Annotated in this window: 4 protein-coding genes; 2 read left to right on the plus strand and 2 right to left on the minus strand. The window is 67.5% G+C overall.

Features of this window, described 5'->3' with window-relative positions; all coding sequences use genetic code 11:
* The first annotated feature begins 147 nt into the window (after positions 1 to 147).
* Both rpsU and FOY91_RS20960 read left to right on the plus strand, forming a co-directional pair.
* Positions 148 to 354, plus strand: a complete 207-nt coding sequence (gene rpsU / locus FOY91_RS20955) for a 30S ribosomal protein S21 (RefSeq protein WP_119759866.1) — start codon at positions 148 to 150, stop codon at positions 352 to 354.
* An 82-nt stretch (positions 355 to 436) separates the two neighbouring features.
* Complete coding sequence (locus tag FOY91_RS20960; protein WP_145155955.1) at positions 437 to 1033, plus strand: FKBP-type peptidyl-prolyl cis-trans isomerase; 597 nt, start codon at positions 437 to 439, stop codon at positions 1031 to 1033.
* Positions 1034 to 1167: 134 nt separating this feature from the next.
* Here the strand turns inward: FOY91_RS20960 and FOY91_RS20965 are convergent, their stop codons facing one another.
* Positions 1168 to 2238, minus strand: a complete 1071-nt coding sequence (locus FOY91_RS20965) for an AI-2E family transporter (protein ID WP_145155957.1) — start codon at positions 2236 to 2238, stop codon at positions 1168 to 1170.
* A gap of 10 nt (positions 2239 to 2248) precedes the next feature.
* On the minus strand, positions 2249 to 3153 hold a 905-nt coding region (gene lepB / locus FOY91_RS20970; protein ID WP_145155959.1), incomplete at its 5' end, for a signal peptidase I.

Below are 3153 nucleotides of genomic sequence, written 5' to 3' on the forward strand. Positions count from 1 at the left end.
GGGTACGGGGCATGGCCCGGGGCTTTTCCGGTTGAAGAATCGGAGGGGCGCTGTTAGGGGCCACGCCTTGCGCCGCGGACCACGCTTCGCGTCGAACCCTATTGCGTGCGGCCTTGCCCGCATGGAAGACCGGAGATTGAATTTTTTATGCAGATTCTCGTTCGCGACAACAATGTCGATCAGGCTCTCCGCGCTCTCAAGAAGAAGCTGCAGCGCGAGGGCGTTTATCGCGAGATGAAGCTGCGCCGTCATTACGAGAAGCCGTCCGAGAAGCGCGCGCGCGAGCGGGCCGCCGCGATCCGTCGCGCCCGCAAGCTGGAGCGCAAGCGCATGGAGCGCGACGGCGCGCGCTGAGCCGGTCCGGCTGTCCGCGCTTGCCTGAACGGCGGGGCGCGGGCAGGGTGACGATATCCTTTCTCCGACTGCGAGCAGCCTCATGTCCGTGACCGCCGTACCCCTGCGTCCGATCGCCAAGGGATCGCTGACGAAGCTGTGGGTCGGGATCGGCCTGCTGGCTGTCGGCGGCGTGGGGGCCGCCTGGTATACGACTAGCGCGCAGGTGGCGATGGCCACCCCGCCCGCCGCGTTCCTCGCGACCAACGCCAAGCGGTCGGACGTAAAAACCACGCCGTCCGGCCTGCAGTATCAGGTAATCCGCGAGGGCACCGGTCCGCGCGCCACCGCGCAGGACGTGGTGCTGGTCGACTATGACGGCAAACTCGCCAACGGCGAGACGTTCGATGCCAGCGCCCGCCACGGCGGCCCGGCGACGTTGCCGGTCAGCGGCCTGATCCCCGGCTGGGTCGAGGGGCTGCAGTTGATGAACCAGGGGTCCAAATACCGCTTCTGGATCCCGCCGGAGCTTGGTTACGGCCCGCAGGGCGCCGGTGACGGGGTGATCCCGCCGAACGCGCTGCTGGTGTTCGATGTCGATCTGCAGGCGATCATGCCGCGTCAGGCGTTGGGCGGTATGGGTGGTGCCATGGGTGGCATGGGCGGCACGCCCCATGGCGAGATGCCGCCGGGGATGTGACACCCGCCATAGAGTAACCGAAAAGGGCCGCCGGTGCATCGCGCACCAGCGGCCCTTTTCGTATGTCGTTCCGGACGATGGCGACCAGCATCACGGTTCACGGTTCACGGTTCACGGTCGCCGTGTGCCATGCGCTATGCGCCCGTGGCGGCCTCCGCGGCATGGTCGGACTTTTCTTCCAGCAGCACCTTGATCATCGCCACCATGGGGTCGGCGAGCGCGAGGCCGAGGATGCCGAACAATGCGCCGAAGAGGATCTGCGCGCCCAGTACCAGCGCCGGGGCGAGATCGACCGAGCGCCTGGCGACCATCGGGACGATCAGATAGCCGTCGATGATCTGCACGACGCAGTAGATCGCGATCGCCCACATGCCCGTGTTGAACCCGGCCGAAAAGCCGACGAGGATGATGAGCACGCCTGAGACGATCGCGCCGATGTTCGGCAGAAAGGCAAGCAGGCCGGTGAGAATGCCCAGCAGCGCCGCCATCGGCACGCCGACGAGGGCCAGCGCCACGCCGGTGCCCACGCCTTCCACCGCCATGCCCAGCAGGCGCCCGGCCATCAGCCGGCGCAGCGTGTGGCCCATGCGGGCGGAGGTCTGGTAGAAGGTCGCGCGCCGGCCCATCGGGAGCATCCACGCGAAGCCGCGTTCGTACAGCCGCGGCTCGATCGCGATGAACACGCCGATCACGAGGATCATCGCGAGGCTCGATATGGCGCCCAGCGCCGAGCCGACCGCCGCCGTGACCTGCCCGAGCGATCCCATGAGTTGCTTGGCGATCTCCGCACCGCCGCCGCCGCCATGCGGCACCAGCCCCATGCGATTGCCCCACGAGAACAGCAGCTCCATCTGCGCCATCACCACCACGCGCAACGTCTCGGCCTGCGCGGCAAGCTGGGAACCGGCGAAGTAGAAGGTCCAGACCAGGAAGGCGAGCGTGGCGAGACAGACGATCGCCAGGCGGAAACCGCGGGCGATCGGCAGGACGCGGCCCAGCAGGCGGGTGCCGCCATCCAGCATCGCGGCCAGCACCAGCCCGCCGAAGATCAGCAGCAGCGGCTGCGCCAGCCACCACAGCAGGATCACCGATACGCCGAGCCCGATCCACACGATCGCCCGGCGCAGTTCGTGGCGGGTAACCGGATTGCTGAAGTCCGCCGGGCCGGGTTCTTCCGGTGCGCGGGGCTCGACGGCTTCGCTCATGCTTCCTCGCTTATTTCACATGGTCCGGCCGCAGGCTGGTGCCGGCGCGGCTGCCGCGCATCGCGGTGAACCAGCTCAACGGGTTGAACAGGCTGGAGGTGCCATCGAGCGAGAAGGTGATGAACTCGGCCCGCCCGCCGATATTCTCGATCGGCACCGGCCCGCCGAGACCGTGGTTCTCCATCGAGACGCGGCTGTCGGCCGACTGGTCGCGGTTGTCGCCCATCAGGAACAGATGGCCGGCGGGCACCTTTATCGGCGCGACGTCGTCCACCGGGGGAATGTCGCCGAGATCGATGGTGTTGTAGCTGACGCCGTTGGGCAGCGTCTCGCGCACCAGCGGCATCTGGCAATAGAGCTTGCCGTCCGGCCCGCTCATCCGCAGCGGCGCCACCATGTCGCTGTCGCACGGCACGTTGGCATCGACCGGGATCATGGCGGGTGCCAGGAACTGGCGCTTCACGGGCACACCGTTGATGAAGACGGTGCCGTTGGTGAGCGAGATGGTATCGCCCGGCAGGCCGATCACCCGCTTGATGTAGTCGGTGTACTGGTCGCGCGGCTTGACGATCACGATGTCGCCGCGCTGCGGCACGTGGCCGAACAGGCGGCCGGGAATGAACGGGATCGCCAGATAGTCAGGCTGGCCGAACAGCCGGCCCAGTTGCAGGCCGATCGCGCCGGGGATGCGGGTGATGCTGGGCGAGACATAGGACCAGCCGTAGGGATATTTCGTCACCACCAGCCGGTCGCCCTTGATGAGCGTCGGCATCATCGACTCGCTGGGGATGTAGAACGGCTTGGCGATGAAGCTGTGGAAGGCGAGCACCGCCAGCACCAGCCAGAACACGCCCTTGATCTCGCCCCACCAGTCGGTGCCCTTCTTCTCGGGTGCGGCCTCGGTGACGGGGGCGG

Source organism: Alterirhizorhabdus solaris (genome assembly GCF_007785815.1).
Lineage (GTDB): Bacteria > Pseudomonadota > Alphaproteobacteria > Sphingomonadales > Sphingomonadaceae > Alterirhizorhabdus > Alterirhizorhabdus solaris.